The organism is Serratia proteamaculans, assembly GCF_004684015.1.
In the GTDB taxonomy this organism is placed as follows: Bacteria; Pseudomonadota; Gammaproteobacteria; order Enterobacterales; family Enterobacteriaceae; genus Serratia; species Serratia proteamaculans_F.
Genome location: NZ_SRIA01000019.1, coordinates 338333 through 360536, shown reverse-complemented (window position 1 = coordinate 360536; position 22204 = coordinate 338333). Strand labels below are relative to the sequence as shown.

The following is a 22204-nucleotide window of genomic DNA, read 5'->3' as shown; positions in this document are numbered from 1 at the left end:
TGAAAGCCAGGTCGCAAATTGCAGAAAAAAGTAACAAGAGTTTAACGCCGTCGGTTTTTTCTTCGCATTATTGATCTGGGGCGCAATATTACCCCTATTGGAGTAGCTGAGTGGCCTGCGGCGGGCTACGTGCCGCAGATGGCTTATGCTATGATCGCTATCCCAAAGAAAAATATGAGTTCTCCCGATGCTGGAAGCTAAAAATCTGAGCTGCGTCCGCGATGAACGCACCCTGTTTAGCGGGTTAAGCTTTACAGTGAAACCGGGCGATATTATTCAGGTGGAAGGGCCAAACGGCGCGGGCAAAACCAGTCTGCTGCGCATTTTGGCCGGTCTGGCGCGGCCGGAGGGCGGTGAAGTCCACTGGCATGGGCAAAATACGTTGCGCCATCGTGAACGTTACCATCAGGATTTGCTGTTCCTTGGCCATCAGCCGGGGATTAAAACCATGTTAACGCCCTTTGAGAACCTGCAGTTTTACCAGGCGGTGAGTAGCGTTCCCGACAGTCAGGCCATTTGGCAGGCGCTGGAGCAGGTAGGGTTAGTGGGCTATGAGGATTTACCGGTGGCGCAGCTTTCCGCCGGGCAGCAACGCCGGGTAGCTCTGGCGCGTTTGTGGCTCAGCGACAGCCCGTTGTGGATCCTCGATGAGCCGCTGACGGCCATCGACAAGCAGGGCGTGGCTGAATTAATTAGCCTTTTTGAGCAACATGCGCAGCAGGGCGGCATGGTATTGTTGACCACCCATCAGGATTTGGCCGGCGTAACGCAGGCGGTAGGTAAAATCAGCCTGACGGAAAATCGCATGGAGACACTTTGATGTTTTTGACCGTATTGCGCCGCGAACTGAAGATTGCCTTTCGCAAAGGGTCGGAAATCGTTAATCCGCTGTGGTTTTTTCTGATTGTTATCACGCTGTTTCCATTAGGTATTGGGCCGGAGCCGCAGTTACTGGCGCGTATTTCGCCGGGGATTATTTGGGTCGCTGCGCTGCTGGCGGCGTTGTTGTCGCTGGAGCGTTTGTTTCGCGATGATTTTCTTGATGGCTCGCTGGAGCAACTGCTGTTGCTGCCGACACCGCTGCCAATGACGGTGTTAGGCAAAGTGTGTGCTCACTGGGTGGTAACAGGCCTACCCCTGTTAATCCTGTCGCCGCTGGTGGCGTTGCTGCTGTCGTTGGATATCAATACCTGGCTGGCGGTAGCGTTTACGCTGCTGCTGGGCACGCCGACGCTGAGTCTGGTCGGCGCTATCGGCGTGGCGCTGACCGTTGGGCTGCGCAAGGGGGGCGTGCTGCTTAGCCTGCTGGTGCTGCCGCTGTATATACCCGTGTTGATATTTGCCACGGCCGCCATCGACGCCGCCTCTATGGGCATGCCAATAGAGGGGTATCTGGCGATCCTGGGCGCCATGCTGGCGGGCAGTATCACGCTGGCACCCTTTGCTACCGCAGCGGCGCTGCGAGTGAGCGTGCACTAGCTAACGTATTGAAATGCGGGTTAACGCCATTAAGAGCGTGTTCCGCCGCACCTGTAATTTTCGTCGCCTTGGTCAACAGGGCGGCCACCGTATAAATTTACCGTGAGCAATGACGACAATGTGGAAATGGTTACATCAGTTTGCCCAGCCTGAACGGCTGTATCGTGTCTGTGGCCGCTTTATCCCCTGGCTGGGGTTGGCCGGGGCGGCCTGCCTGCTGCTGGGTTGGGTATGGGGTTTTGGCTTTGCGCCCAAGGATTATCAGCAGGGCGACAGCTTCCGCATCATGTATATCCATGTCCCGGCCGCCATGTGGTCGATGGGGATCTATGGCTCCATGGCAGTAGCGGCATTTATCGGCCTGGTGTGGCAGATGAAAATGTCCGATACGGTGGTCGCAGCGATGGCGCCGGTCGGCGCGGTATTTACCTTTATTGCCCTGGTCACCGGTTCTGCCTGGGGCAAGCCGATGTGGGGCACCTGGTGGGTGTGGGACGCACGCCTGACTTCTGAACTGGTGTTGCTGTTCTTGTATATCGGCATTATTGCGCTGTACAACGCCTTTGAGGATCGTCGCCTGGCGGGCCGCGCCGCCGGTATTCTGGTGCTGGTGGGCGTGGTGAACATCCCGATTATTCATTTCTCGGTCGAATGGTGGAACACGTTGCACCAGGGATCGACCAATATGCAACAGAGCATCGCGCCAAGCATGCGCACCCCGCTGCGCTGGGCGATCCTCGGCTATCTGCTGTTCTTCATTACCCTCACGTTGATGCGTCTGCGTAATTTGATTTTGTCTCAGGAAAGTCAGCGTCCGTGGGTCGCCGGGCTGGTCAATAAGGAGCGCCAACCATGAATGCCGCATTTACTTCCTGGCAGGCGTTTTTCGCCATGGGGGGCTACGCCTTCTACGTCTGGCTGGCGGTGGCCGTTACGCTGCTCTCGCTACTGGGCCTGGTGGCGCATACTTTCTGGCAGCGCCGGCAATTGCTCGATGAGATCGGCCGCCGTCAGGCGCGCGAACGACGCATTCGTCAATCGCAGCAGTCGAAACAAAAATCCGCCAACCCGCGGGAGAAATCATTGTGAATCCACGTCGTAAAAGTCGCCTGTATCTGGCGATCGTAGTGCTGATCGGTGTTGCGCTTACCGCGACCCTGATGCTGTATGCGCTGCGTTCCAACATCGATCTGTTTTATACCCCAAGCGAAATTCTGCAGGGCAAGGGCGAAAATCATGAGAAGCCGGAAGTGGGCCAACGCCTGCGGATCGGCGGCATGGTGATGCCCGGTTCGGTAAAACGCGATCAGAAAACGCTGCAGGTCAGCTTCAAGGTCTACGATGCGCGCGGTGCGATCGACGTCACCTACACCGGTATCCTGCCGGACTTGTTCCGTGAAGGGCAGGGCGTGGTGGCGCAGGGCGTATTGGGCGAAGGGAACGTGGTCAATGCGCGTGAAGTGCTGGCGAAACACGATGAGAAATACACTCCGCCGGAGGTGGCCGACGCGATGAAAGAAAACCATAAGGGGCCGGCTTCGGCTTACACCACCCCGCAGAACGAGGGCGCTAAATCATGATGCCGGAAACGGGAAGTTTTCTGCTGTGTCTGGCGCTGGCGATTTCGCTGCTGCTGAGCATTTACCCGCAGTGGGGCGCAGCGCGTCAGGATCGCCGCATGATGGCGGTGGCACGTCCACTGACCTACGGCATGTTTGCCGCTATCGCGCTGGCGTTCATCTGCCTGGTGTACGCCTTTATTACCAATGATTTTACCGTGGCCTATGTGGCCGCCAACTCCAACACCCAACTGCCGGTGTATTACCGTATCGCGGCTACCTGGGGCGCCCATGAAGGGTCACTGCTGCTGTGGGTGTTGCTGCTGAGCTGTTGGTCACTGGCGGTGGCGTTGTGCAGCCGTGCGATGCCGCAAGATGCGGTGGCGCGCGTGCTGTCGGTGATGGGCATGATTACCGCAGGTTTCCTGCTGTTCATTATCATGACTTCCAACCCGTTCACCCGCACCTTGCCGAATTTCCCGATCGACGGCAGTGACCTCAACCCGTTGCTGCAGGATATCGGCCTGATTTTCCATCCGCCGTTGCTGTACATGGGCTATGTCGGCTTCTCGGTGGCCTTTGCTTTTGCTATTGCCTCACTGATGGCCGGTCGGCTGGATACCGCCTGGGCACGCTGGTCGCGTCCCTGGACCACGGCGGCCTGGGTGTTCCTCACCATGGGTATTGTACTGGGCTCTGCCTGGGCTTATTACGAACTGGGCTGGGGCGGCTGGTGGTTCTGGGATCCGGTAGAGAACGCTTCATTTATGCCGTGGCTGGTCGGGACGGCGCTGATGCACTCGCTGGCGGTGACCGAAAAACGCGGGACTTTCAAGGCCTGGACGGTGCTGCTGGCGATTACCGCCTTCTCGCTGTGCTTGCTGGGCACCTTCCTGGTGCGTTCCGGCGTGCTGGTGTCGGTGCACTCCTTTGCCTCCGATCCGGCGCGCGGCATGTTTATCCTCGCCTATCTGGTGATTGTGATCGGCGGTTCTTTGCTGTTGTACGCGGTCAAAGGCGGCCAGGTGCGCAGCCGGGTGCAGCATGAAACCTTCTCGCGTGAAACCTTCCTGTTGGGCAATAACGTGCTGTTGATTGCCGCGATGCTGGTGGTGTTGCTGGGGACGCTGTTGCCGCTGGTGCATAAACAGCTTGGCCTGGGCAGTATTTCTATCGGCGAGCCGTTCTTCAATACCATGTTTACCTGGCTGATGGCCCCGATGGCCTTGCTGATGGGCATCGGCCCGTTGGTGCGCTGGCGTCGTGATGAACCGACCAAGCTGTGGCGTCGCCTGAGCGTGGCGCTGGTGATTACGCTGGTGCTGTCTATCCTGCTGCCGTGGCTGCTGCAAGACAGCGTTGCCGGTATGACGGTGGTGGGGCTGATTATGGCGGTCTGGGTCATTATCCTGACGCTGATGGAACTGCACGAACGCGCGACTCATCGCCACGGTTTTTGGCGTGGCCTGAGCCATCTTTCCCGCAGTCACTGGGGGATGGTGTTGGGTCACCTTGGCGTCGCGGTGACGGTCATCGGCATTGCCTTTAGCCAGAACTACAGCGTGGAACGCGACGTCCGCATGAAAGCTGGCGACAGCGTGGATATCCATAACTATCACTTTGTGTTCCGTGATGTGCACGATATCCGTGGGCCGAACTACACTGGCGGTGTTGGTATCATTGATGTCACGCGCAACGGCAAGCCGGAAGCGACGCTGCACGCGGAAAAACGCTACTACAGCGTGGCGCGTAGCATGATGACCGAAGCGGCTATCGACGGCGGCTTCAGCCGTGACCTGTATGCGGCACTGGGCGAAGAGCTGGACGACGGTTCCTGGGCCGTGCGGTTGTACTATAAACCCTTCGTGCGCTGGATCTGGTTCGGTGGGGTATTTATGGCGATCGGCGGCATCCTGTGTATTCTCGACCCGCGTTATCGGATGAGCAAAAAACTCAAGCGTGAAGGCAAGCTGGAGGAGCAGGCATGAACCGTAAGCTGCTGTTTATCCCGTTAATCCTGTTCCTGTTGCTGGTGGCGGCGTTTATGGTGCAATTGACGCGCAATGCCGGTGGTGAGGATCCGACCATGCTGGAGTCGGCGTTGATCGGCAAACCGGTACCGGCCTTCAAGCTGGAATCGCTCGATCAGCCCGGCAAGACTTACGATCAGGCGGTGCTGCGCAATGGCAAACCCATGCTGCTGAATGTCTGGGCCACCTGGTGCCCGACCTGCCGTGCCGAACATCAATACCTCAATACGTTGGCCGCGCGCGGTATCCGCGTGGTGGGGCTGAACTATAAAGACGATCGCAGCAAGGCGGTGACCTGGCTGAACTCGCTGGGTAACCCGTATGCGCTCAGCCTGTATGACGGCGACGGCATGCTGGGGCTGGATCTGGGCGTGTATGGCGCACCGGAAACCTTCCTGATCGACGGGCAAGGCATTATTCGTTATCGCCACGCCGGGGATATGAATGAGCGAGTCTGGCAGCAGGAAGTGTTGCCGCTGTACAAAAAATACGGGGGTGAGGCATGAGGCTGTTGACCCTGGTCTTCGCTATGCTGCTGAGCTGGAGCGCGGCTGCGGCTATTGATACCTATCAGTTCAAATCGGTGGAGCAGGAACAGCAATACCGTGAACTGACCGAGCAACTGCGCTGCCCGAAATGCCAGAACAACAGCATTGCCGACTCTAACGCCATCATTGCGGCAGACATGCGCACCAAGGTGTATGAGCTGATGATGCAGGGGCAGAGTAAGCCGCAGATCATCGATTACATGGTGGCGCGCTACGGTAATTTCGTCACCTACGAGCCGCCGGTGACTCCGGCGACGCTGATCCTGTGGATCGGCCCGTTGCTGTTTGTGCTGATCGGCGGTGCGGTAGTGATACTGCGTACTCGCCGTCGCCGCGTCGGTGCTGCTAACGCTAACGATGAATTCTCCGAGCAGGAGCAACAGCGTCTGGCGGCGCTGCTGAAAGAGACTGACAGGAAGAAACCCTAATGGCTTTTTGGCTGATTATTATTGTCTTGCTGGTTGGCGCTGCGGCGTTGCTGGTGGTGCCGGCGATGCGACAAAGCGACAAAAGCACTGCCGCTAGCCGCGATACGCTGAATAAAGCGTTTTATCAGGATCGTCTGCACGAACTGGAGCAGGACGAAGATCAGGGCGTGGTTGCCGAGCGTCCGGAGATGGTGAAGGAACTGCAGCAAAACCTGTTGAATGATATTCCCGGTCAGCAGGACGCGCAGGCAAAGCCGATCAACCTCTGGGCGCTGGTGCCTGGCGTAGCGTTACTGGTGGTGGTCACCCTGGGGTTTTATCTGAAAACCGGTGGGTTGGCACAGGTGCTGGACTGGCAGCAGGTGGAAGCTCAAATGCCGGAGCTGCGTGCCCGGGTGGCCAATGAACGTGCCCAACCGCTGAGCATGGAAGAAATTGCCCGTCTCGGCCTGGGGCTGCGTACTGCGCTGCAACAGGACGACCGCAACATCAACGACTGGATGATGCTGGGGCGGGTCGGTATGGCGCTCAATAACGCCACCACCGCGACTCAGGCCTTCGCTCATGCTTATCAACTCGATCCGAATAATCTGGAAGTGCGCCTCGGTTATGCGGAAGTCTTGACGCGCTCTAACGATCCAGAGGATAACAAGCAGGCCACTCAGATGCTGCGCAAGATGATCGCCGAAGATCATACCAATCTGCGCGTGTTGAGCCTGTTGGCGTTTAATTCCTTCGAGCAGGGTGATTTCAAGCAGGCAATCGGTGCCTGGCAGGTGATGCTGAAACTGTTGCCGGCTAACGATCAACGCGCTGAAGTGATAAAGCGCAGTATTGAACAAGCAAAAACGCAGGTAAGCGGAGAAACTGTTAAACTTGGCGTTAACGTGACGTTATCGCCGCAGGCGACTAACGCTTTGCCGCAGCAAGGGACGCTGGTCATTTCGGTGACCGATGGGACCAATCCGGTGCCTGTTGCGGTGAAACAACTGCCTTTAAGCCGTTTCCCGCTGTCATTCTCTTTGGATGACAGCAATGCCATGATGCCTGAACGCCTGCTTTCGGCCCAGCATCAGGTCAAGGTGCGGGTGCGGATTTCTCAGGACGGTCTGGCTACGCCACAGGCGGCTGACTGGTTCGGTGAGAGTGCGCTGCAGAATTTCAGCGGTAAAGAGCAGATTGACGTTCAGATAAACAAACAGGTCCCCTGAATAAAAAGACCGAACGTGTTTTCATGGAGAAGAATATGAACTTTCGCCTGACTGGGCTGGCTTTCACAACGGTGTTATTGGTGGGCTGTGCCAGCACGCCACAAGATGAACCACAAGGGCGATCCGATCCTCTGGAAGGATTCAACCGGACGATGTTCAACTTTAACTATAACGTTCTGGATCCGTATGTCTTGCGTCCGGTGGCCGTGGCCTGGCGTGACTATTTGCCGATGCCGGCGCGTAATGGCATCAGCAACTTCACCTCCAACCTGGAAGAGCCGGCCAGCATGGTCAACTCCTTCCTGAAAGGTGACCCGTACAAGGGGATGATTCACTTTAACCGTTTCTTCCTCAATACCCTGTTGGGGATGGGCGGTTTGATTGACGTGGCCGGCATGGCTAACCCGAAACTGGCGCGTGAAGAGCCGAACCGTTTCGGCAGCACCCTGGGGCACTACGGAGTCGGCTATGGCCCTTATGTAATGTTGCCGGGCTATGGCAGCTTTACCCTGCGTGAAGAGGGCGGTGACTGGGCAGATAACATCTATCCGGTGCTGAGCTACCTGACTTTCTGGATGTCGGCGGGTAAATGGGTGGTTGAGGGGATTGAAACTCGTGCCGAACTGCTCGATTCCGACGGTCTGTTGCACAACTCTTCCGATCCGTACCTGATGGTGCGTGAAGCCTACTTCCAGCGCAACGATTTCCTGGCGAACGGCGGCTCGCTGAAGCCGGAAATCAACCCGAACGCTCAGGCAATTCAGGGCGATCTGGACGAGATCGACTCGCAATAATCTCGGTTAGCGAAAATAACAAACCCGTCGGCTGGCGGGTTTTTTTTCGCCCGGCAAATATTGGGCAATAAAAAAGCGCCCCTGGGGGCGCTCTGACTTCATTATCGAAAGGATTAGAAGCGGTAGTTGAAGTTGGCGCCGTACAGCCAGGCCTTGCCTTCAGACTCGAAGGTGTAAGGGCCTTCTTTGATGGTGACTTTCTGGCCGTGCATGTAGGAAATACCGACGTCAACCGAGGCATCTTTGTTGAACGCGTAGCTGGTACCGGCGCTCAACCAGAAGCGGTCCTGATCCGGGATCGAGATAGAACGGTTCTGTGCAGGGACCGGGCTGTCATCGAAGGCGATACCGGTACGGAAGGTCCAGTTGTCGTCGTAGAAGTAAGTGGTACCCAGTGCGATGCGGTAAGCGTCTTTGAAGCCTTCATGCTTCTCAAACAGCGTCTGGCCGTTGTTACCGGTGGCTTTCAGCTCCTGGAACTGGCTCCAGCTGGTGTAGGCCATGCTGTAGTGGATAGCCCACTGTGGTGCCACCTTGTTGTAGCCTGAGATTTCCCACATTTCCGGCAGGTTCAGGGTCAGAGAGCCAGGAATGGTGTTGCCATCAGTACCCCATGGCAGACCGGTTCTTCCCTGCAACGGGTTCAGACGGGATGGAATGCTGCTTTTGTAGTCACCGTCGAAGTCAACTTTCACCTCTGAACGGTAAGTTAAGCCGTAGCGGTTGTTTTCGTCCACTTCATACAAAATACCGGCGTTCCAGCCATAACCCCATTCATCGCCCTTCAAATGAGAGATTTGAGTGTCAGCCGGCATACCGAGAGCGGCGCCGCTTTCACCCGCATAACGCTCAAGTTTGGCTTTGGCATAAACCGCATCAAAGCCCAGACCGAAGCTGAAATGTTGATTAAGGCGATAAGCCCCGCTCAGGTTCAGGTTCACGGTAGTCAGGTCGGTTTTACCGCCGTAAGCGCCTGCGGTATAGCCGTCGTTGAATTCGGTAGCCAGACCGTAGTTGCTGGTGACCGAGCCACCCACGGCGAACTGATCGTTAATCGGATGCACATAGTGCAGGTTTGGCACCCAGGCGGTAGGAGCGATGTTCTTGGAGTCCAGGCTGGCGCCAGAAGGTGACTTGCCGGTGATATCTACGTCCGGGTCGATAAATACCGCACCGATAGACAGTTCCGGGCGGGTATACATCATCAACAAGGCTGGGTTGCGGCTGGCGGAAGCCGCAGTGTCTGCCATGGCGCCTTCGCCAGAATACGAACGTCCCAAACCAGCTGATGAGAACTCATTCAGCTGGAATCCGGCGGCAGACACGTTTGAAGAAATAATTGCCACTGCAGCTGCGAGAGCTGATTTAGTAAATAGGTTTTTCTGGCTCATGACCAAAACCTCATTTTATGTGTTTATTATTTAAACATGTTACATAAAGTAACAAGGAAGCGCGCGATTGTAGGGTCCGATCTCATTCAGACAAATCAGACCAGTGGCTGAATTATAGGTCCGACCTGTGAGAATGTTGCAACATTGTTTTTGAAATATTTCCAAATTGATATCAAAAGGGAGATCTGGCTAACAAAAAACCAGTGGTATATAACAAAATTCTTACTATTCCTTAGCAGACGACGATTTTCATTTGTGATTTCCATCACTTAAAACACCCATAAAAAGTAAGTGCTAGTGATCGGTTTCGCCGCAGAGTAAAATAGACGCAGAAACTTGTATCTTTGCGCCAGTCTCTAAATGGCAATTCGGATGCGCGTAATGGCGGTCCCTGAGGAGAATTAACCATGTCAAATTCACTTAATAAATGTAGCGCCCAGGAAACTGCGGCCTGTTGCTGTGTTGACGTTGGCACCGTAATGGACAACACCGATTGCACCGCTTCTTACAGCCAGGTGTTTGCCAATCAGCAGGATGCAGAGAAAATGTTGGCCGCGTTGACTGAAAAAGCCCGGGGTGTGGAATCCGACCCTTGCGACATCAGCAGTAGCATTAAACCGGTTGACGGTGGTGTAGAACTGGTGGCTGATTTCACCTTTGCCTGCCAGGCAGAAACCTTTATTTTCCAGCTCGGCCTGCGTTAATTGCTGCTTTAAAAGGGTGCGGGGCTGACCCGCACCGTCACCTGCCCCATAATCCCTCTCTGGAAAGTTGCTCCTGCTCTCAGTTTTCACTTCTGCCGGTTTGCCAAATGTAAACATTTGGTTAACAATGACCCCATCAGGTCAGACCTCTTTTTGGCCGTTGCGCTGACGTTATTCTTTATCAGGAGCGTTTATGAGTAAGGCACTGCCGTTGGTGACCCGTCACGGTGACCGTATTGCGATTGTAAATGGACTGCGCACCCCCTTTGCCAAACAGGCGACCGCTTATCACGGTATTCCGGCGGTAGATTTGGGTAAAACGGCGGTAAGTGAACTGTTGGCCCGCAGTGGCATCGATCCGGCGCTGATCGAGCAACTGGTGTTCGGCCAGGTAGTGCAAATGCCTGAAGCACCGAACATTGCGCGTGAAATCGTGCTCGGTACCGGCATGAGCGTGCACACCGATGCCTACAGCGTGTCACGTGCTTGCGCCACCAGCTTCCAGGCGATTGCCAACGTGGCGGAAAGCATCATGGCCGGCAGCATTAGTATCGGTATTGCCGGTGGAGCAGATTCTTCTTCCGTATTGCCTATTGGCGTCAGCAAAGCGCTGGCGCGTACGCTGGTGGACGTCAACAAGGCCCGAACCCTGTCACAGCGCCTCAAGCTGTTCAGCCGACTGAAATTCCGCGACCTGTTGCCGGTGCCCCCGGCGGTGGCGGAATACTCTACGGGCCTGCGTATGGGCGATACTGCCGAACAAATGGCGAAAAGCCACGGCATCACCCGTGAAGAGCAGGATGCGTTGGCGCACCGTTCGCATCAGTTAGCGGCCAGAGCCTGGGAACAGGGGCTGCTGCACGATGAGGTGATGACTGCCTATGTGCCGCCGTATCGCACCCAAATTAGCGAAGACAACAACGTCCGCAAAGACTCCAGCCTGGCTTCCTACGCGAAACTGAAACCGGCATTTGACCGCAAGCATGGCAGCGTTACCGCAGCCAACAGCACACCCCTGACCGACGGTGCCGCGGCAGTGCTGATGATGAGTGAATCGCGGGCGAAAGAATTGGGGTTGCAACCGCTGGGCTACCTGCGCAGCTTTGCTTTTTCCGCCATCGACGTGTGGGAAGACATGTTACTCGGGCCGTCTTACGCGACCCCGCTGGCATTGGATCGGGCCGGTATTGGTCTGGCCGACCTGACACTTATCGACATGCATGAAGCTTTCGCCGCGCAAACCCTGGCCAACCTGAAGATGTTTGCCAGCGACGAGTTTGCCCAACAGAAATTGGGTCGCAGCCGGGCGATTGGCGAAGTGGATATGGATAAATTCAACGTATTGGGCGGCTCGATCGCCTATGGCCACCCGTTTGCCGCTACCGGCGCGCGCATGATCACCCAAACGCTGCACGAGCTGAAACGCCGTGGCGGCGGGCTGGGATTGACCACCGCCTGCGCGGCCGGGGGGTTAGGGGCCGCAATGATCGTAGAGGTGGAATGATGAGCTTTGAAAACGCATTGCACGAACAGCGAGCCAAACCTTCAGCCTTTCAGCTGACAATACGGCCGGACAACATTGGCGTGATCACCATTGATGTCCCCGGCGAGAAGGTGAATACGCTGAAGGCCGAATTTGTCGAACAGGTCAACGACGTCCTGATCCGCGCGCAGCAGCATCCGGCGCTGGAAGGCCTGGTGATCATTTCCGGCAAGCCGGACTCATTCATTGCCGGGGCGGATATCACCATGATTGCCGCCTGTAGCACTGCCAAAGAAGCTGAAACGCTGGCGAAAAAAGGCCAAAGTACCCTGGCGCAGATTGCCGCGTTTCAGGTTCCGGTCGTGGCTGCCATTCACGGCGCCTGTCTGGGCGGCGGGTTGGAGCTGGCTTTGGCCTGCCACGGCCGCGTCTGTTCGCTGGATGACAAAACCGCTCTCGGCCTGCCGGAAGTTCAGTTGGGGTTGTTGCCGGGTTCCGGCGGTACTCAGCGCTTGCCGCGGTTGATTGGTGCCAGCAAGGCGCTGGACATGATCCTGACCGGCAAACACATTCGGGCGCGTCAGGCGCTGCGTATGGGGCTGGTGGACGACGCGGTGCCGCAGTCCATTTTGTTGCAGGTCGCCATCGAACGAGTCAAACAAGGCTGGCAGAGCCGACGTGAATTGCCGTGGCAGGAGCGGTTGCTCAACGGCCCGCTGGGTAAAAGCCTGCTGTTCAGTATTGTACGCAAGAAAACGCTGGCAAAAACGCACGGCAACTATCCGGCGGCGGAGCGCATTATTCAGGTGGTGCGTACCGGTATGGAGAGTGGTAGCGCCAGCGGTTATGAAGCCGAAGCCAAGGCCTTCGGCGAGCTGGCGATGACGCCACAGTCGGCGGCGTTACGCAGCCTGTTCTTTGCCTCTACCGCGTTGAAGAAAGAACGCGGTGGCAATGCGCAACCTCATGCATTGCATCGTATCGGTATCCTCGGTGGCGGCTTGATGGGCGGTGGGATTGCCTGCGTGACCGCTACGCGCGGCGGCCTGCCGGTACGAATTAAAGACGTTAACGAAACGGGCATTAACCACGCGTTAAAATACAGCTGGGACGTGCTCAGCAAACGGGTTCGCAGTAAACGCATGCGCCCGGCAGAGCGACAAAAACAGATGATGCTGATCTCCGGCTCGACCGATTACACCGGTTTTGATCAGGTGGATGTGGTGATTGAGGCGGTGTTTGAAGATTTGTCGCTCAAGCAGCAGATGGTGGCCGAGATCGAGCAACACGCGGCCCCGCACACCATTTTTGCCTCCAATACCTCATCGCTGCCGATTGGTCAGATTGCCGCTCTGGCGCAGCGGCCGGAGCAGGTGATTGGCCTGCATTATTTCAGCCCGGTCGATAAAATGCCGTTGGTCGAGGTGATCCCCCATGCCACCACCAGCGAAGAAACCATTGCCACCACCGTGGCGTTGGCGCACAAGCAGGGCAAGACGGCGATTGTGGTCTCCGACAGCGCCGGTTTTTACGTTAACCGCATTTTGGCTCCTTATATAAATGAAGCGGCACGTTGCTTGCTGGAAGGTGAGCCGATCGAAGCGCTGGACAAGGCACTGGTCGATTTCGGCTTCCCGGTAGGGCCGATAACCCTGCTTGATGAAGTGGGCATTGATGTTGGCACCAAGATCATCCCGGTGCTGGTTGAACAATTAGGGCCGCGCTTTGCTGCCCCGGCGGCTTTCGATGCGGTGCTCAAAGACGGACGCAAAGGGCGCAAAAACGGCCGTGGCTTCTACCTGTATCCGAGCGAAGGCCAGCAACGTCAGCGGCACAAACGTGCCGATACCTCGGTGTATATTCTGCTTGGCATTACACCGAAGTCGCATTTGCAGCAGGCGGTTATCGCCCAGCGTTGCGTGATGATGATGCTGAACGAAGCGGCGCGCTGTCTGGATGAAGGTGTGATCCGTAGTGCACGCGACGGTGACATTGGTGCCGTGTTCGGTATTGGCTTCCCACCTTTCCTTGGCGGGCCATTCCGCTATATGGATCAGCTTGGTGCCGATAAGGTCGTTAAAACACTCGAGCACCTACAGCGCCAGCACGGGGAATCTTTTGCGCCCTGTGAACGTTTGCAGCGCATGGCCCAGCAGGGCGAGCGCTTCTATCCGCAGGGGTCTTGAGCGGCGCGTTGACGTGATTTGTACTAGAGTAGGATCAAGGGGCTTTGTGATCGTTATCACTCCTTGCACTACCGGCAATCCCACCCTCTGTACAGGGGGATAGGGACGAGGTAACGTAGTCCGATGGCGGTGAAAATCTGGCCGCCATCAATAAAATTTATAACGAACAGGTTAAAATTTAACCCGTTGAATTGGTTGTTATGTGAGCATTGAATTCGTGTCGAGGCGCCGTTGATGTAAAAAACAGCGTTTTCTTTACGTGAACTTTCAGGCAAAATGCCCGGCCGCCATAAAGAGACGGCGCGTTATCGTTTCAAAGCTTTTGCTTTGGGGTTGTAAAACTCGGCGATACAGCACGCTCGGCGTTTCTGTATAGCGTTATTTTGTCAACAACAGCGGTGCAATATGCAAGTTTTGATTATGCGTCACGGAGAGGCGGCACTCGATGCGGCCAGCGATTCGGTAAGACCTCTTACTGTTTGTGGCCGTGATGAGTCACGTCAGATGGCGGCCTGGTTAAATACCAAGTCTGTGGATATTGAACGAGTGCTGGTCAGCCCTTATCTGCGGGCCGAGCAGACGTTGGCCACGGTGCGTGAAGCCTTGACCTTGCCGGCGAGCGAAGAAGTGCTGCCTGAGCTGACGCCGGGCGGGGATGCCAGCCTGGTGGGCAGTTATTTGCAGGTGCTGGCGCAGCAGGGGATCGCCTCGGTGCTGATCGTCTCCCACCTGCCGCTGGTCGGTTACCTGGTGGCTGAGCTTTGCCCGGGTGAATGTCCGCCGATGTTTGCCACCTCGGCAATCGCCAATGTTGATTTGGCGGCAGACGGCAGCTGCGGTAAGTTTGAATGGCAGGTCAGCCCATCACAGGTGATGGCTAAAGTGTAGGGGCCGCGGGCCGGTTCCAAAACAAAAGGGCGATGTTCAATATCGCCCTTTTGTCATTTCTGCGGTTTACTCGGCCAGTTCGACCAGCAGCAAGATGGCCGCAGTACCGCCCCATTCCTTGGGGGCCTGATGGAACACCAGCACGTCGGGATGTTGTGCCAGCCACAGCGGGGTTTGCTGTTTCAGGATATGCTTGCCGTGACCGTGCATCACACAGGCGCAGTGTACGTGTTCGCGTCGACAAGCGGCGATCAATGCGCCCAGTTCCTGCTTGGCCTGCATTTGGGTCAGGCCGTGCAAATCGAGAAACAGCTCCGGTGAATAGTCACCGCGGCGCAGTTTTTTCAGCTCAAAAGCACTGTAACCGGGGCGGACATAGCGCGTCGGGCCTTCCTCTTCCAACTGCGGTTGGTATTCATCCGAGAAATAATAACTGGCGTCGACTTGTTCCTGCAGCAGACGCTGCGGCGCAATCTGCTTGGTTTTTGGTTTGGGTTTACGGTGGACAATGGTGTCCTGACGCAGCTTTTTTGCGTCTACTACCGACTCTCTGAAGAGCTGCAATTCATCTTTGCTCAGCGGGTGCTTGTTCTTCATTTTTTATTCACCGGAAATCATTTTTCGCGGTAGTTTACCTTGTCGCGGGTCTCTGTCGACGCAAAATTCGCGCCAAAATGAAAAGCGCAAGGGGTTAGCGTGATTTGTCGCGGGCTTCATGGCAAACTATGCGGCTAAATCATGAATTACAGTGCCTGCCGGAGGGCAAATTGGACAAAATTTTCGTCGAGGAAGCAGTGAATGAGCTGCACACCATTCAAGATATGCTGCGCTGGACGGTGAGCCGTTTTAACGCTGCCGATATCTACTATGGTCACGGAACAGATAATCCGTGGGACGAAGCGGTGCAATTAGTGCTGCCAAGCCTGTTCCTGCCACTGGATATTCCAGAGGACATGCACACTGCACGTTTGACCTCCAGCGAGCGCCACCGCATTGTTGAGCGCGTGATCCGCCGCGTCAACGAGCGCATTCCGGTCGCCTACCTGACCAACAAAGCCTGGTTCTGCGACCTGGAGTTTTATGTCGACGAACGCGTGCTGGTACCGCGTTCCCCGATTGGTGAACTGATCAACGATCGCTTCAGCGCATTGATCCCTCATCCGCCGAGCCATATTCTCGACATGTGTACCGGCAGCGGCTGTATCGCCATTGCTTGCGGCTACGCCTTCCCGGAAGCGGAAGTGGACGCGGTAGACATCTCCGCCGACGTGCTGGCGGTGACCGAGCGCAATATTCAGGCGCTGGGTGTTGAACAGCAGGTGACCCCGATCCGTTCCGATCTGTTCCGCGACGTTCCCGCGATCCAGTACGATCTGATTGTCACCAACCCACCGTACGTTGATGCAGAAGACATGTCCGATCTGCCGGAAGAGTTCCGCTTTGAACCTGAACTGGGTCTGGCGGCGGGTAGCGATGGCCTGAAGCTGGTGCGTCGCATTCTGGCCTGCGCGCCGGATTACCTGAGCGACGATGGCGTGCTGATTTGTGAAGTGGGTAACAGCATGGTACATCTGATGGAACAGTATCCGGATATTCCGTTCACCTGGCTGGAGTTCGAAAACGGCGGTGACGGGGTGTTCATGCTGACCAAACAGCAACTGGTAGATTGCAAAGAGCATTTCAGCCTCTACCGCAGCTAAGCATTCTCCGGGCCTGTCCTCGCGGGCCCAATAAAGATAATAATTAAGGGTAAGGATCCGCGATGGCAGGAAACAGTATTGGGCAAATTTTCCGCGTCACCACATTTGGTGAATCTCACGGCGTGGCGCTGGGCTGTATCGTAGACGGTGTGCCGCCGGGCATTCCGCTTACCGAAGCTGATTTGCAACACGATCTGGACCGCCGCCGTCCGGGCACCTCGCGTTATACCACTCAGCGCCGCGAGCCGGATCAGGTCCGTATTCTTTCCGGCGTGTTTGAAGGCGTGACCACCGGTACCAGCATCGGGCTGATAATCGAAAACACCGACCAGCGCTCGCAGGACTACGGTGCCATTAAAGACGTGTTCCGTCCGGGACATGCAGATTACACCTACGAACAAAAATACGGCGTGCGTGACTACCGTGGCGGGGGCCGTTCTTCGGCGCGTGAAACCGCCATGCGCGTTGCGGCGGGGGCGATTGCCAAGAAATACCTGCAGCAGAAATTTGGCGTACAGGTGCGTGGCTACCTGGCGCAGATCGGCGACGTGGTCTGTGAGTTGAAAGACTGGGAGCAGGTCGAACAGAACCCGTTCTTCTGTCCTGATCCAGACAAGCTGGAAGCCCTGGACGAATTGATGCGCGCGCTGAAGAAAGAGGGCGACTCCATTGGCGCCAAGGTCAGCGTAGTGGCAGAAAACGTGCCGGTCGGCCTTGGCGAACCGGTGTTTGACCGCCTTGACGCGGATTTGGCGCATGCGCTGATGAGCATCAATGCGGTAAAAGGCGTGGAAATTGGCGACGGCTTTAGCGTTGTGACCAAGCGCGGCAGCGAAAACCGCGATGAAATCACCCCGCAAGGCTTCCAGAGCAACCATGCGGGCGGCATCCTCGGCGGTATCAGCAGCGGGCAGGCGGTGATCGCCCATCTGGCGCTGAAACCGACCTCCAGCATTATGGTGCCGGGCAAAACCATCAATCGCCAGGGCGAAGCGGTGGAGATGGTCACCCGTGGCCGCCATGACCCTTGCGTAGGCATCCGTGCAGTACCGATTGCCGAAGCAATGATGGCGATTGTGCTGATGGATCACCTGTTGCGCCAACGTGCGCAAAACGGTGATGTGGTTTCTAACGTTCCACGCTGGTAATCACCATGAAAAACTGGATGTTGGGCATCCTTGCCCTGATGGCTTCTGGCTCCGCCATGGCCTTGACGCCGTGGCAGAAAATCGGGAGTCCGGTGGCCGGTGCGCCGCAGGCGGTGGGCGGTTTTGCCAATGGTTGCATTATCGGTGCCCAGCCGCTGCCGCTGAACTCGCCGGATTATCAGGTGATGCGTCCCGATCAACGCCGCTACTTCGGTCACCCGGATCTGCTGGCGTTTATCCAGCGCCTGAGCAGCAAGGCGAGCCAAAAAAACCTCGGTACGGTATTGATCGGCGATATGGCGATGCCGGCCGGCGGGCGTTTTAGCAGCGGTCATGCCAGCCATCAATCCGGGCTGGATGTCGATATCTGGCTACAGTTGCCGCGTCAACGCTGGAGTGCGCAGCAACTACTGAAGCCGCAGCCGATCGATTTGGTTTCCAGTGACGGCAAGCAGGTGGTTGCACGTCAGTGGCAGCCACAGATTGAAACCTTGATTAAAGCGGCGGCGCAGGATCAGGACGTGACGCGTATCTTCGTCAATCCGGCGATCAAGCAGCGCCTGTGCCTGGATGCCGGTGCCGATCGTGACTGGTTACACAAGGTGCGGCCGTGGTTTGGGCATCGTGCGCACATGCATGTGCGCCTGCGTTGTCCGGCCGGTAGCCTGGAATGTAAAGAACAGGATACCCCACCGCCGGGTGACGGTTGCGGTGCCGAACTGGCAAGCTGGTTCGTCCCGCATCAGCCAAGTGCCAAGCCGGGTAAACCGGTGCCACCGCCATTACCGCCTACCTGTCAGGCTTTGCTGAATAACCATTTCGCTGCGGAATAATAAATGGATTGGTTCGTCGTTGGCCCCGAGATGCTCGGGGTTTTGTTTGCGGTGGCATTGTTGGCGGGCTTTATCGACTCGATTGCCGGTGGGGGCGGGTTGTTGACCGTACCGGCGCTGCTGGCAGTGGGGGTTCCCCCGGCGCAGGCGCTGGCGACCAATAAACTGCAGTCGGTGGGCGGTTCCTTATCCGCCAGCCTGTACTTCATCCGCCGACGAGCTGTTGATCTCAACGATCAAAAACTGACTATCCTGCTGGCGCTGATCGGCTCTGTCGCCGGGGCGATCCTGGTGCAGCACATGCGCGCCGATCTGCTGCGGCAAATGCTGCCGTTACTGGTGATCGGCATCGGCCTGTACTTCCTACTGACTCCGCGTCTGGGGGAAAGTGACCGACAGCGCCGTTTGGGCGCCTTGCCGTTCGGGTTGGTGGCCGGGGGCTGCGTGGGCTTTTACGACGGCTTCTTCGGCCCTGGTGCCGGTTCCTTCTATGCGCTGGCCTATGTGACGCTGTGTGGCTTTAACCTGGCCAAATCCACTGCCCACGCCAAGGTGCTGAACTTCACTTCCAATTTTGGCAGCCTGGTGTTGTTTATCATCGGCGGCAAGGTGGTGTGGAGCATCGGTCTGGTGATGTTGGTAGGGCAGGTGCTGGGGGCACGTCTCGGGGCGCATATGGTGATGACCCGTGGGCAAAAGCTGATCCGCCCGATGATCGTCATCGTTTCGCTGGTGATGAGCTGCAAGCTGTTGTACGACAATCACGGTACGGAAATTCAGCAGTGGCTGGCATTGCATATTTAGCATGCCAAGCGAGCGCTAAAGTGAAATAATTGCCGCTTTATTTTTGTGGTTATTGGATTTATTTATGTCAGACACACAGGCTACCCATCAATACGAACAGCTGATTGATATCTTCAATCAGTGCTTCAGTGATGATTACAACACCCGGCTGGTTAAAGGCGACGATGAGCCGATTTATTTGCCGGCCGACGACGAGTTGCCTTACCACCGCATTGTCTTTGCCCACGGCTATTACGCCAGCGGCATGCATGAGATTTCTCACTGGTGCATTGCCGGTGAACAGCGCCGCAAACTGGTCGACTTCGGTTACTGGTACTGCCCGGACGGGCGCGACGCACAGACGCAAAGCGAATTCGAAGCGGTGGAAATTAAACCGCAGTCGCTGGAGTGGATGTTCTGCGTGGCGGCCGGTTTCCCGTTCAATGTCAGCTGTGACAACCTGAACGGAGACTGCGAACCGGATCGCATTGCCTTCCAACGTAAGGTGCGCGAACGGGTACTGTTACTGTTGGAACAGGGAATACCCACAAGACCTGCGCGCTTTATTCAGGCGTTACAATCGTTTTACAATACGCCACCGCTGACGGCGGAGCTTTTCCCCTATCCGGAAGATCTCAACTGACCGTCAGTTTGTTATTTAATGAGGAAATTTGATGATCGCAGAATTCGAAGCGCGCATTTTGGCGCTGATTGATGACATGGTAGAGCACGCCAGCGATGATGAACTGTTTGCCGGTGGCTACCTGCGCGGTCATCTGACGCTGGCGGTTGCCGAAGTGGAAGAACAGGGCGATCACACCGCTGAAGCGTTGAAGGCACAAGTAGAAAATAGCCTGCATAAAGCCATTGCTGCCGGTGAGCTGTCGCCGCCAGACCAGGTGTTGGTGTATGGCATGTGGGAAAACCTGTACCAAACCGCACTGCCGACCGCCTGATCCGTTTAACCGGGCGCAGTTCATAACAGCGCCCGGTTACATTCGCCTTAAACCGCACGTCCCTTCAGCAGTTTTCTTACCCACATCCGGTTCGGATTCAATGCCGCCAACATTTCTGCGTCGCCCGGCAAGGGTTCGCCGAACAGCTGCGCCGCCAAAATTTCTGCCGCCAGTGGTGCCGAGCACAACCCACGTGAACCTAATGCGCCAATCACAAACAGATTTGGGTAGCCTGGCGCATCGGCGATAGCCTCGCCGCGTTGATGCTGGCGTTGCAGATGCTGATATTGCGTCAGCGTAGCCTGATAGTCTGGCACCGCGCCAATCATCGGCAGGTGATCGCGGGTGGCGCTGCGCACGCCGCAACGGGCCTGCTGACCACTGACATCAACCTGGGGTGGCCAGGCCTGGTCCGGCAGGCAACGCAGCAGGCGAGCACGATTGTCCTGCTGTTCTTCCTCGCGGTATTCGGTGGAGGTTTCGCCGCGCTGGTAGCTGGCACCGATACAGTGCTGTTGGTTGTTGGCATTGACCGGCGTCAGGTAGCCGTCGTAACACAGTACCTGCTTCAATTCGCTCAGCGCTGGGGTGGTGGGAATATGGGAGACTTGCCCGCGCACGGCATAAACCGGTAGCGCTTCACTGGGCGCCAGTTCACCAAGCCGGTGGCCGTTGGCCAGGATCACCGTCGCATGCTGTCGGGTTTCATCCTGGCCGAGACTGAGCTGCCAGCCGCTGTCGGTGGCGGTCAGGGCCTTGACGTCTGCCTCATAGTGACAGTTCAACCCCTGACGCTGTGCCTGGGCAATCGCATTGCGCGTCAGCTCGGCCGGGCACAGCCAGCCACCCTGTGGGTAGTTGATGCCGCCAAAACCGCTGTCGATGCCGCACAGGGCGCTGAGCGTGGCGCGATCGGCCGCCACGGCCAGTGACTGCGGCCATTCAACCGCCAGCATGTTGGCAATCTTCCCGGCACTTTTTTCATCATAGGCCAGTTGGCTGACGCCACACCACTGATGGTCAAACGCCACGCCCTGTTTGACCAGCGCGTCGTACTGGCGGCGGGCAAAAAGGAAAGCGGCGCTGAAGAAGTTTTCCAGTGCATCACCGCGGCCGTTTAACAACGGGTAGAGCGCTCCCTGACGGTTGCCCGATGCCCCTTCGGCCGGTTGCGGATCGGCACAGTACAGTGTGACTTTCGCACCACGGCGCAACAGGGCGAGGGCGGTCAAGGCGCTGGCAACACCGCCGCCGATGATAGCGATATCGTCGGTATTGTCTGCTGCCGGGCGCAGTAACCAGGGCGTGGGGTGGGCAACCGCTGGCGCATCGGCAGGCAACTCGCCAATCAGCATTTCACGTTTCTGGCCGAAACCTTTGCTTTTTATGACTTCAAATCCGGCCTGCTGCAACCCGCGCCGTACAAAACCGGCGGCGGTGAAGGTGGCCAGGCTGCCCCCCGGCCGGGCAAAGCGCGCCATGGCGGCGAACAGCTGTTCGGTCCACATATCCGGATTTTTCGACGGGGCGAAGCCGTCGAGGAACCAGGCGTCGATTTGGCGGTGCATGCTGGCGTCGAAGTGCGGTAGCAACTCGTTCACGTCACCGAACCACAGATCCAGCGTAATGCGGCCTTCTGCCAGCAACAGGCGGTGGCAGCCCGGCAACGGCAACGGCCATTGGGCGCGTAACTCGTCGGCATAGGGTGCCAGCTCCGGCCAACGGGCATGTGCCGCCGCCAGATCGGCCTGCAGCAGCGGGAATTTTTCAAAGCTGATAAAGTGCAGCCGCTGCAGCGTGGCATCCGGCGTGGTGGTATGAAAAGCGGTAAGGGCCTGCCACAGGGTTAAAAAATTAAGTCCGGTGCCGAAGCCGGTTTCCGCCACGATAAACAGCGGACGAGGGTGCTCGGCAAAACGCAGCGGCAGTCGGTTGCCCTTGAGAAACACATAGCGGGTTTCTTCCAGCCCATCCTGATTGGAAAAGTAGACGTCATCAAACTGTTTCGAAACAGGTGTACCCTGTTCATTCCAGGATAACGCTGCGGTTTGGATCGGGGCGTGGCTCACGGTGGGTTGCTCGT

General features: G+C 56.9%; 23 protein-coding genes. 20 read left to right on the top strand and 3 right to left on the bottom strand.

Going from position 1 to position 22204, the window contains the following annotated elements; all coding sequences use genetic code 11:
- The first annotated feature begins 187 nt into the window (after nt 1–187).
- The 10 genes from ccmA (at nt 188) to mlaA (ending at nt 8049) form a co-directional block, all read left to right on the top strand.
- Complete coding sequence (ccmA, locus tag E5C26_RS17345) at nt 188–820, top strand: cytochrome c biogenesis heme-transporting ATPase CcmA (RefSeq protein ID WP_135317418.1); 633 nt, start codon at nt 188–190, stop codon at nt 818–820.
- Nucleotides 820–1479, top strand: a complete 660-nt coding sequence (ccmB, locus tag E5C26_RS17340; RefSeq protein WP_135317417.1) for a heme exporter protein CcmB — start codon at nt 820–822, stop codon at nt 1477–1479. Before ccmA ends, ccmB begins: the two co-directional genes overlap by 1 nt.
- 118 nt (nt 1480–1597) lie before the next feature.
- A complete protein-coding gene (locus tag E5C26_RS17335; protein ID WP_012146102.1) occupies nt 1598–2335 on the top strand; it encodes a heme ABC transporter permease in 738 nt (245 codons plus the stop codon).
- The gene (gene ccmD, locus E5C26_RS17330) at nt 2332–2568 is read left to right on the top strand and encodes a heme exporter protein CcmD (protein ID WP_012146101.1); all 237 of its coding nucleotides are present in this window, start codon (nt 2332–2334) and stop codon (nt 2566–2568) included. The genes E5C26_RS17335 and ccmD overlap by 4 nt, the downstream gene beginning before the upstream one ends.
- Nucleotides 2565–3059: a cytochrome c maturation protein CcmE gene (gene ccmE, locus E5C26_RS17325; protein WP_135317416.1), complete on the top strand. Its 495-nt coding sequence runs from the start codon at nt 2565–2567 to the stop codon at nt 3057–3059. Before ccmD ends, ccmE begins: the two co-directional genes overlap by 4 nt.
- Nucleotides 3056–5026 carry a heme lyase CcmF/NrfE family subunit gene (locus E5C26_RS17320; protein WP_135317415.1) on the top strand — a complete coding sequence of 657 codons (1971 nt, stop codon included), beginning with the start codon at nt 3056–3058 and terminating at the stop codon, nt 5024–5026. The genes ccmE and E5C26_RS17320 overlap by 4 nt, the downstream gene beginning before the upstream one ends.
- Nucleotides 5023–5574: a DsbE family thiol:disulfide interchange protein gene (locus E5C26_RS17315; protein ID WP_037423648.1), complete on the top strand. Its 552-nt coding sequence runs from the start codon at nt 5023–5025 to the stop codon at nt 5572–5574. The genes E5C26_RS17320 and E5C26_RS17315 overlap by 4 nt, the downstream gene beginning before the upstream one ends.
- Nucleotides 5571–6044: a cytochrome c-type biogenesis protein gene (locus tag E5C26_RS17310; protein WP_135317414.1), complete on the top strand. Its 474-nt coding sequence runs from the start codon at nt 5571–5573 to the stop codon at nt 6042–6044. Before E5C26_RS17315 ends, E5C26_RS17310 begins: the two co-directional genes overlap by 4 nt.
- On the top strand, nt 6044–7255 hold the full coding sequence (ccmI, locus tag E5C26_RS17305; protein WP_135317413.1) for a c-type cytochrome biogenesis protein CcmI: 1212 nt from the start codon (nt 6044–6046) through the stop codon (nt 7253–7255). Before E5C26_RS17310 ends, ccmI begins: the two co-directional genes overlap by 1 nt.
- A gap of 35 nt (nt 7256–7290) precedes the next feature.
- Nucleotides 7291–8049: a phospholipid-binding lipoprotein MlaA gene (mlaA, locus tag E5C26_RS17300; RefSeq protein WP_135317412.1), complete on the top strand. Its 759-nt coding sequence runs from the start codon at nt 7291–7293 to the stop codon at nt 8047–8049.
- A 113-nt stretch (nt 8050–8162) separates the two neighbouring features.
- Here the strand turns inward: mlaA and fadL are convergent, their stop codons facing one another.
- A complete protein-coding gene (gene fadL, locus E5C26_RS17295) occupies nt 8163–9440 on the bottom strand; it encodes a long-chain fatty acid transporter FadL (protein ID WP_135317411.1) in 1278 nt (425 codons plus the stop codon).
- Nucleotides 9441–9847: 407 nt separating this feature from the next.
- Between fadL and E5C26_RS17290 the strand changes: the two genes are divergently transcribed.
- The 4 genes from E5C26_RS17290 to sixA all read left to right on the top strand — a co-directional run bounded on the left by E5C26_RS17290 (nt 9848) and on the right by sixA (nt 14701).
- A complete protein-coding gene (locus E5C26_RS17290) occupies nt 9848–10144 on the top strand; it encodes a YfcZ/YiiS family protein (RefSeq protein ID WP_135317410.1) in 297 nt (98 codons plus the stop codon).
- A 193-nt stretch (nt 10145–10337) separates the two neighbouring features.
- Nucleotides 10338–11648 (top strand): acetyl-CoA C-acyltransferase FadI, encoded by a 1311-nt coding sequence (gene fadI, locus E5C26_RS17285; RefSeq protein ID WP_135317409.1) that lies wholly within the window; start codon nt 10338–10340, stop codon nt 11646–11648.
- On the top strand, nt 11648–13813 hold the full coding sequence (gene fadJ / locus E5C26_RS17280) for a fatty acid oxidation complex subunit alpha FadJ (protein WP_135317708.1): 2166 nt from the start codon (nt 11648–11650) through the stop codon (nt 13811–13813). Before fadI ends, fadJ begins: the two co-directional genes overlap by 1 nt.
- Nucleotides 13814–14218: 405 nt before the next feature.
- Nucleotides 14219–14701 carry a phosphohistidine phosphatase SixA gene (gene sixA / locus E5C26_RS17275; RefSeq protein WP_135317408.1) on the top strand — a complete coding sequence of 161 codons (483 nt, stop codon included), beginning with the start codon at nt 14219–14221 and terminating at the stop codon, nt 14699–14701.
- A 66-nt stretch (nt 14702–14767) separates the two neighbouring features.
- Here the strand turns inward: sixA and smrB are convergent, their stop codons facing one another.
- The gene (gene smrB / locus E5C26_RS17270) at nt 14768–15298 is read right to left on the bottom strand and encodes an endonuclease SmrB (RefSeq protein WP_099065657.1); all 531 of its coding nucleotides are present in this window, start codon (nt 15296–15298) and stop codon (nt 14768–14770) included.
- 170 nt (nt 15299–15468) lie between these two features.
- Between smrB and prmB the strand changes: the two genes are divergently transcribed.
- The 6 genes from prmB (at nt 15469) to E5C26_RS17240 (ending at nt 20121) form a co-directional block, all read left to right on the top strand.
- Nucleotides 15469–16401, top strand: a complete 933-nt coding sequence (gene prmB, locus E5C26_RS17265) for a 50S ribosomal protein L3 N(5)-glutamine methyltransferase (RefSeq protein ID WP_135317407.1) — start codon at nt 15469–15471, stop codon at nt 16399–16401.
- A 62-nt stretch (nt 16402–16463) separates the two neighbouring features.
- Nucleotides 16464–17549 (top strand): chorismate synthase, encoded by a 1086-nt coding sequence (gene aroC, locus E5C26_RS17260; protein WP_135317406.1) that lies wholly within the window; start codon nt 16464–16466, stop codon nt 17547–17549.
- Nucleotides 17550–17554: 5 nt separating this feature from the next.
- Nucleotides 17555–18382, top strand: coding sequence for a penicillin-insensitive murein endopeptidase (mepA, locus tag E5C26_RS17255; protein ID WP_135317405.1), 828 nt, complete (start codon nt 17555–17557; stop codon nt 18380–18382).
- Between the two features lie 3 nt (nt 18383–18385).
- Nucleotides 18386–19186: a sulfite exporter TauE/SafE family protein gene (locus tag E5C26_RS17250; protein ID WP_135317404.1), complete on the top strand. Its 801-nt coding sequence runs from the start codon at nt 18386–18388 to the stop codon at nt 19184–19186.
- Between the two features lie 64 nt (nt 19187–19250).
- Nucleotides 19251–19808 carry an elongation factor P hydroxylase gene (locus E5C26_RS17245; protein WP_135317403.1) on the top strand — a complete coding sequence of 186 codons (558 nt, stop codon included), beginning with the start codon at nt 19251–19253 and terminating at the stop codon, nt 19806–19808.
- 31 nt (nt 19809–19839) lie between these two features.
- The gene (locus tag E5C26_RS17240; protein WP_135317402.1) at nt 19840–20121 is read left to right on the top strand and encodes a YfcL family protein; all 282 of its coding nucleotides are present in this window, start codon (nt 19840–19842) and stop codon (nt 20119–20121) included.
- Between the two features lie 47 nt (nt 20122–20168).
- Here the strand turns inward: E5C26_RS17240 and mnmC are convergent, their stop codons facing one another.
- Complete coding sequence (mnmC, locus tag E5C26_RS17235; protein WP_135317401.1) at nt 20169–22190, bottom strand: bifunctional tRNA (5-methylaminomethyl-2-thiouridine)(34)-methyltransferase MnmD/FAD-dependent 5-carboxymethylaminomethyl-2-thiouridine(34) oxidoreductase MnmC; 2022 nt, start codon at nt 22188–22190, stop codon at nt 20169–20171.
- Nucleotides 22191–22204 lie beyond the last annotated feature (14 nt).

Coding starts and splice junctions, on each gene's coding strand:
- ccmA (WP_135317418.1), top strand. CDS start 188: ATGCTGGAAGCTAAAAATCTGAGCTGCGTCCGCGATGAACGCACCCTG.
- ccmB (WP_135317417.1), top strand. CDS start 820: ATGTTTTTGACCGTATTGCGCCGCGAACTGAAGATTGCCTTTCGCAAA.
- E5C26_RS17335 (WP_012146102.1), top strand. CDS start 1,598: ATGTGGAAATGGTTACATCAGTTTGCCCAGCCTGAACGGCTGTATCGT.
- ccmD (WP_012146101.1), top strand. CDS start 2,332: ATGAATGCCGCATTTACTTCCTGGCAGGCGTTTTTCGCCATGGGGGGC.
- E5C26_RS17320 (WP_135317415.1), top strand. CDS start 3,056: ATGATGCCGGAAACGGGAAGTTTTCTGCTGTGTCTGGCGCTGGCGATT.
- E5C26_RS17315 (WP_037423648.1), top strand. CDS start 5,023: ATGAACCGTAAGCTGCTGTTTATCCCGTTAATCCTGTTCCTGTTGCTG.
- E5C26_RS17310 (WP_135317414.1), top strand. CDS start 5,571: ATGAGGCTGTTGACCCTGGTCTTCGCTATGCTGCTGAGCTGGAGCGCG.
- ccmI (WP_135317413.1), top strand. CDS start 6,044: ATGGCTTTTTGGCTGATTATTATTGTCTTGCTGGTTGGCGCTGCGGCG.
- mlaA (WP_135317412.1), top strand. CDS start 7,291: ATGAACTTTCGCCTGACTGGGCTGGCTTTCACAACGGTGTTATTGGTG.
- fadL (WP_135317411.1), bottom strand. CDS start 9,440: ATGAGCCAGAAAAACCTATTTACTAAATCAGCTCTCGCAGCTGCAGTG.
- E5C26_RS17290 (WP_135317410.1), top strand. CDS start 9,848: ATGTCAAATTCACTTAATAAATGTAGCGCCCAGGAAACTGCGGCCTGT.
- fadI (WP_135317409.1), top strand. CDS start 10,338: ATGAGTAAGGCACTGCCGTTGGTGACCCGTCACGGTGACCGTATTGCG.
- fadJ (WP_135317708.1), top strand. CDS start 11,648: ATGAGCTTTGAAAACGCATTGCACGAACAGCGAGCCAAACCTTCAGCC.
- sixA (WP_135317408.1), top strand. CDS start 14,219: ATGCAAGTTTTGATTATGCGTCACGGAGAGGCGGCACTCGATGCGGCC.
- smrB (WP_099065657.1), bottom strand. CDS start 15,298: ATGAAGAACAAGCACCCGCTGAGCAAAGATGAATTGCAGCTCTTCAGA.
- aroC (WP_135317406.1), top strand. CDS start 16,464: ATGGCAGGAAACAGTATTGGGCAAATTTTCCGCGTCACCACATTTGGT.
- mepA (WP_135317405.1), top strand. CDS start 17,555: ATGAAAAACTGGATGTTGGGCATCCTTGCCCTGATGGCTTCTGGCTCC.
- E5C26_RS17250 (WP_135317404.1), top strand. CDS start 18,386: ATGGATTGGTTCGTCGTTGGCCCCGAGATGCTCGGGGTTTTGTTTGCG.
- E5C26_RS17245 (WP_135317403.1), top strand. CDS start 19,251: ATGTCAGACACACAGGCTACCCATCAATACGAACAGCTGATTGATATC.
- E5C26_RS17240 (WP_135317402.1), top strand. CDS start 19,840: ATGATCGCAGAATTCGAAGCGCGCATTTTGGCGCTGATTGATGACATG.